General features: G+C 73.7%; 4 protein-coding genes. 3 read left to right on the plus strand and 1 reads right to left on the minus strand.

Annotation, left to right across the window (positions count from 1 at the left end; translation table 11 throughout):
- Positions 1 to 67: 67 nt before the first annotated feature.
- Positions 68 to 3,355 carry a bifunctional lysylphosphatidylglycerol synthetase/lysine--tRNA ligase LysX gene (lysX, locus tag AC069K_RS24225; RefSeq protein WP_478619699.1) on the plus strand — a complete coding sequence of 1,096 codons (3,288 nt, stop codon included), beginning with the start codon at positions 68 to 70 and terminating at the stop codon, positions 3,353 to 3,355.
- A 106-nt stretch (positions 3,356 to 3,461) separates the two neighbouring features.
- Positions 3,462 to 4,319, plus strand: a complete 858-nt coding sequence (locus AC069K_RS24230; protein ID WP_365113059.1) for a polysaccharide deacetylase family protein — start codon at positions 3,462 to 3,464, stop codon at positions 4,317 to 4,319.
- A gap of 12 nt (positions 4,320 to 4,331) precedes the next feature.
- Here AC069K_RS24230 and AC069K_RS24235 read toward each other — a convergent pair whose 3' ends face one another.
- Entirely contained in the window at positions 4,332 to 4,991 is a 660-nt protein-coding gene (locus AC069K_RS24235; protein ID WP_365113062.1) for a class F sortase, read from the minus strand.
- Between the two features lie 367 nt (positions 4,992 to 5,358).
- On the opposite strand from AC069K_RS24235, the gene AC069K_RS24240 reads away from it, so the two are divergent.
- Positions 5,359 to 5,847, plus strand: a complete 489-nt coding sequence (locus AC069K_RS24240) for a hypothetical protein (protein WP_358837811.1) — start codon at positions 5,359 to 5,361, stop codon at positions 5,845 to 5,847.
- Positions 5,848 to 6,000 lie beyond the last annotated feature (153 nt).

Genomic DNA, 6,000 nt, shown 5'->3' on the forward strand with positions numbered 1-6,000 from the left:
GAGGCTAGCCCCACGCCCGAACGCGTCCGACAGGCGCCCCGGCGTGCCGCTCCCTAGAGTGCAGGGCATGCGTGTCAGCGAGGAGACGCCCATACCGGCACGGGCCCGCCCGCCCGCGCGGGCCCGGTTCCTGAGCCGGGTGCCGGAGGCCTTCGCGATGTTCTTCGCCGGGCTCGGGCTGTTCTGCGGGGCGATCGCGCTGGTGCCCGCCCTGCGCCGGCTGCTGCGGCCGGTCGCCTGGTTCCTCGACCGGGTCACCGTCCCCGTCAGCGCTAACCTCGCCTACGCCGTCTTCCTGCTGCTGCTCGCCGCCGCCATCGGCGCCCGCAAGAAGGTCGCCTGGTGGCTGGTGGTCGGCTACCTCGGGCTGCTCTTCCTCGCCGACGTGCTGCTGGTCGCCGTCACCGAGTGGGTGTGGGCCGCCAACGGAATCGTGTGCGGCGCCGCGCTGCTCGTCCTGATCCTGGCGCGCGGCGAGTTCTACGCCGAGACCCGGCGCGGCGCCGTCCACCGGGCGCTGCTCGTCCTCCTGCTGGGGCTCGGCGCGGGCATCCTGGCCGGCTGGGCGCTGGTGGAGATCTTCCCCGGCACCCTCCCGCGCGGCCAGCGGCTGCTGTGGGCGACCAACCGGGTGCTCGGCGGACTCGCCTCCAGCGGCCAGTTCGACGGCCGCCCGCCCCGCCCGCTCTTCTTCTTCCTCGGCCTGTTCGGCGCGGTCGCCCTGCTCAGCGCCGCCGCCACGCTCTTCCGCTCGCAGCGCATGGAGGCCGCGCTCCACGGCGACGAGGAGCCGCGCATCCGCGCCCTGCTGCGCGCCTACGGCCGCGACGACTCGCTCGGCTACTTCGCCACCCGCCGTGACAAGGCCGTCGTGTTCTCGCCGAGCGGCAAGGCGGCCGTCACCTACCGGGTGGAGGCCGGGGTCGCGCTGGCCAGCGGCGACCCCGTGGGCGACCCCGAGGCCTGGGGGCCCGCCATCGCCGCCTGGCTGGACGTGGCGCGCAAGTACGCCTGGGCGCCCGCCGTGATGGGCGCCTCCATGGAGGGCGCCACCGTCTACGCGCGGTACGGACTGGGCGCCATCCAGCTGGGCGACGAGGCGATCCTGCACGTGGCCCGGTTCGACCTGGACGGCCGTGAGATGCGCGTCACCCGCCAGGCGGTGCGCCGCGTCGCGCGCACCGGCGCCACCACCCGCGTCCGCCGCCACTCGGCGCTCACCGACGAGGAGATGGGCCGGATCGTCGACCGGGCCGACGCCTGGCGGGACACCGAGACCGAACGCGGCTTCTCCATGGCGCTGGACCGCCTGGGCGACCCCGCCGACGGGGACTGCCTGCTGGTCGAGGCCTTCGACGCCGCGGGCCGGCTCATCGCCCTGCTCTCCTTCGTGCCCTGGGGGCCCGACGGCATCTCCCTCGACCTGATGCGGCGCGACCGCGGCGCGCCCAACGGCGTCATGGAGTTCATGGTGGCCGAGCTCTGCGCGTACGCCCCGAAGCTCGGCGTACGGCGGATCTCGCTCAACTTCGCGGTGTTCCGCTCGGCCTTCGAGGAGGGCGCCCGGATCGGCGCGGGGCCGGTGCTGCGGCTGTGGCGCAGGCTGCTGCTGTTCTTCTCCAAGTGGTGGCAGCTGGAGGCGCTGTACCGGTCGAACGTGAAGTACCAGCCCCAGTGGTTCCCGCGCTTCCTCTGCTACGGCGACGCCGGCTCGCTCGCCCGGGTGGGCCTGGCGTCCGGCATCGCCGAGGGCTTCGTCTCCGTACCCAGCCTGCGCAAGCTGTGGGGCAAGGGGCACCCCAGGGGCGTCACCAGTCCGGGCAGCACCGCGGGCCTGCCCTCCATCGAGGCGCTCGGCCTGCCCGCGCCGGGCGCCGAGGGGGCCGGGGAGCGGCGGCTGCCCGAGCAGGTGCGGGTGCGCCACCGCAAGCTGGAGCGGCTGCGCGCCGAGGGCGCCGAGCCGTACCCGGTGCTCGTCCCCGCCCGGACGCACACCCTCGCGGAGCTGCGCGGGGCCCGGGCGGGCACGGCCGCCACGGTGGCCGGGCGCGTGATGGCCGTACGCGACTTCGGCGGGGTCGTCTTCGCCGTGCTGCGCGACTGGTCCGGCGACCTCCAGCTCGCCCTCACCCGGGACGGCACGGGCGCCGGGGTGCTCGGCCGCTTCACCCGCGACGTCGACCTCGGCGACCACATCAGCGCCACGGGTACCACCGGTACCACGGCAAGGGGCGAGTACTCGCTCTTCGTCACCGGCTGGCAGATGACCGGAAAGTGCCTGCGCCCCCTGCCCGACAAACGGCTCGGCCTGGCCGACCCCGAGGCCCGGGTGCGCCGCCGCTACCTCGACCTGGTGGCCCGCCCCGAGGCCCGCGACGTCGTACGGGCCCGCTCCACCGCCGTCCAGGCGCTGCGGCAGGGCCTGCTGGAGCGCGGCTATCTGGAGGTCGAGACCCCGATGCTCCAGCAGATCCACGGCGGCGCCAACGCGCGCCCGTTCACCACCCACATCAACGCCTACGACCTGGACCTGTATCTGCGGATCGCCCCCGAGCTGTATCTGAAGCGGCTGTGCGTCGGCGGGGTCGAGAAGGTCTTCGAGATGGGCCGCACCTTCCGCAACGAGGGCGTCTCCTACAAGCACAACCCCGAGTTCACGATGCTGGAGGCCTACCAGGCCTACGCCGACTACGACGTGATGCTCGATCTGACCCGCGAACTCGTCCAGGGCGCGGCGACCGCCGCCTTCGGCGCGCCCGTCGCCCACCGGGCCGGCCCCGACGGGCGGCTCGTGCAGCACGACATCTCGGGCCCCTGGCCGGTCAGGACGGTCTACGGGGCGCTCTCCGAGGCGCTGGGCGAGGAGGTCGGCGCCGACACCGACGAGCCGCGCCTGCGCCGCCTGTGCGACCGGGTGGGCGTCCCGCACACCCCCGAGAACACCCGGGGCGACGTGGTCCTGGAGATGTACGAACGGCTGGTGGAGGAGCGGACCCAGCTGCCCACCTTCTACAAGGACTTCCCCGTCGACGTCTCACCGCTCACCCGCCGCCACCGACAGGACCCGCGGCTGGCCGAACGCTGGGACCTGGTGGCCTTCGGCACCGAACTCGGCACCGCCTACTCGGAGTTGACCGACCCGGTGGAACAGCGGCGCCGCCTGACCGCCCAGTCGCTGCTCGCGGCGGGCGGCGACCCGGAGGCGATGGAGCTCGACGAGGAGTTCCTGGACGCGCTGGAGTACGCCATGCCGCCCACCGGCGGGCTCGGCATCGGCGTGGACCGGCTCGTCATGTTCCTCACCGGTCTGACGATCCGGGAGACCCTGCCGTTCCCGCTGGTGCGCCGCCACTGAGCCACCCGTCAGCGCGGACCGCGCCGGTACACCCCAACGGGTGTTTTCGGCGGCGCGGGCGGTGCGCTTCAGCCGCCGACGCCGTTCACCGTGCGAGCCATGGGTCATGAAAAAGGATGAGATCCCCCCCGGGCGGCGTACGCTCCTGCGCGTCGGCGCCTGTCTGGCGGCCGCGGCCGCCGTGCGGATGCTGACCGCCGAGGACACCGGCACTGCGGAGGGCGCGGCCGCCGAGGCGGCCGCCGGGCCCGCCGGAGGGGCGCAGGCCGCCGCGGCGCCCCGGCTGAAGTCCACCGCGTACCGCCTGGCGCCGATGACCGCCGCGGCGCCGCCGCAGTACCGCACGGCGCTGCCCCCGGTGCGGCGCCGTCCGTTCCTGAGCATGCCCGAACTCGGCCCGCAGACCATGGTGCTGACCTTCGACGACGGCCCCGACCCGCGCTACACCCCGCAGATCCTGAAGACCCTGCGCGAACACGACGTACGCGCGATGTTCTTCGTCTGCGGCGAGATGGCCACCGACAACCGCGACCTGCTGCGCGAGATGCACGACGACGGGCATGTGATCGGCAACCACTCCTGGACCCATCCGCTGCTCATCAAGATGTCCCGGGACGCGGTACGCGACGAGATGACCCGCACCAGCGAGGTGATCGAGGAGGTGCTGGGCGAACGGCCGCAGTGGTTCCGCGCCCCCTACGGCGCCTGGAACCGCAACTCCTTCCAGATCGGCGCCCAGCTGGGCATGGAGCCGATGGGCTGGACGCTCGACACCCTCGACTGGACGACGCCCGGCACCGACACCATCGTGCGCCGGGTCCGGGAGGGCGCCGCCCCGGGGGTCGTGGTGCTCTCGCACGACGCCGGCGGCGACCGCTCGCAGAGCGTGGCGGCGCTGCGCACCTATCTGCCCCGGCTGCTCACCTCGGGCTACCGCCTGCGCGTACCGCCCAAGCGGCGCTGAGGGGCCGGCAGGTCAGCGGGCGGCGACCATGCGGGCGTAGACGACGACGTTGCCGTCGTAGCCCCGGGCCCGGGTGAAGCCGCCGCCGCAGGTGATCACCCGCAGCTCCGGGTGCCCGGTGTCGCCGTACACCCGGGCACCCGGGAAGTTGTTCTTGTCGTAGACCTCGACGCCGTACACCTCGAAGACGACCACGTGCCCGTCGTAGCGGGTCACCTCGATGTGGTTGCCCTTCTTCAGCGAGCCCAGGCCGTAGAAGACCGCGGGGCCGCGACGGGTGTCGACATGGCCGACCATGACGGAGGTGCCGCGCTGTCCGGGGGAGATCGCGTTCTGGTACCAGCCCGCCAGGTTGGGGTCGTCCGGCGGCGGCGCCTGCACCCAGCCGTCCTGGTCGATGCCGACCTCGATCACCGGGGCGTCGACCTTGAGCGCGTCGATCCTCACCCGGGAGACCGGCGCGTACGCCAGCGGCTCGACCGGGGCGCCGGAGCTGGCGGGGACGAACACCTCCGGCCTGCCCGACAGCGCGGCGGCCGCCGCGGGCTGCGGGGGCCCCATCGTGACGTCCGCGCCGTTCCGCATCAGAGCCAGACCGGTGAGCATCACCAGGGCGAGCGCACCCCACGGCGACCGCCTGCGGTGCTCCGAGCCGAACTCTTCCTGCACCATCGCGCTCCCTCCAATGCCCTGCGTGCCACCTGTAGGCACGGTAAGGGCGTGATCGCACTCCGGCGATCAGAGAGGGGCGAACGGGTGGCGGCCGGGCGCGGGGCCGCGAGCGGGGGCCGGGGCGGCGGGCCGTCCGGGGCGACGGGTGGGGTGACCCATCCGTGTCATGATCCTATAAAAGTTCTGACGGTCTGTGACCTGCGACTCCGTCAGATCAGCGGCCCTTCCACCGGCGTGTCGGCTCACCAGGGTGGACCAGCGCCGACATGCGAGGTGGAGAACGCGCGGTGAGGGTTCGTCGTGGGAGGCGTACTCGTCGAATTTCCCGGAGCACGGCTTTGGGGCGCCCTCCCTCGGAGGTTCAACCATGCGTGCTGCACGCGCTCTTCCGGTGGCTGTGGCCGCCTTCGCGGCGGTGGGGCTCTCGGCCCCGATCGCCGCCGCCAACTTCGGTCCCACCAACGTCACGGTCAATCCGAGCGCGGTGCACCCGGGCTCCACGCTGACCATCACGGCCAACGGCTGCGGCCACGGGGGCATCGTGACGTCCACCGCCTTTTCCCCCACGTCCCTGTCGGGTGAGGACCGCGGGAACGCCGGGTTCGCGACCGCCAGGATCCACGACCACATCAGCCCCGGTACGTACAACCTGTCGGTCCGCTGCAACGACAACCCCAGGACGGAGACGCGCAGCTTCACCGTGCTCTCCGGTCGCGGCGCGCTGGGCGGGCTCGGCGGCTCCGCCGGTCCGACGCAGACCGAGATGGCCGTCGGCGGGTCCCTGGTGGCGCTCGCCGCCATCGGCGGGGTCGTGTTCGTCGCACGGCGCCGCCGCACGGACGGCGGCCGGATCTGACCGGCCGAACCTCCCGGACAGAGCCGAACCGCCGGTCGTTTCTGGGGGGGGGGGGGGGGGGGGGGGGGGGGGGGGGGGGGGAAGGGGGGGGGGGGGGGGGGAAAGGGGGGGGGGGGGGGGGGGGGGAAGGGGGAGGGGGCGCCCCCGTCTAGG

The organism is Streptomyces sp. NPDC043908 (assembly GCF_056435525.1).

Excerpts from the sequence above, each read along its gene's own strand:
- lysX (WP_478619699.1), top strand. The coding sequence starts at position 68 with ATGCGTGTCAGCGAGGAGACGCCCATACCGGCACGGGCCCGCCCGCCC.
- AC069K_RS24230 (WP_365113059.1), top strand. The coding sequence starts at position 3,462 with ATGAAAAAGGATGAGATCCCCCCCGGGCGGCGTACGCTCCTGCGCGTC.
- AC069K_RS24235 (WP_365113062.1), bottom strand. The coding sequence starts at position 4,991 with ATGGTGCAGGAAGAGTTCGGCTCGGAGCACCGCAGGCGGTCGCCGTGG.
- AC069K_RS24240 (WP_358837811.1), top strand. The coding sequence starts at position 5,359 with ATGCGTGCTGCACGCGCTCTTCCGGTGGCTGTGGCCGCCTTCGCGGCG.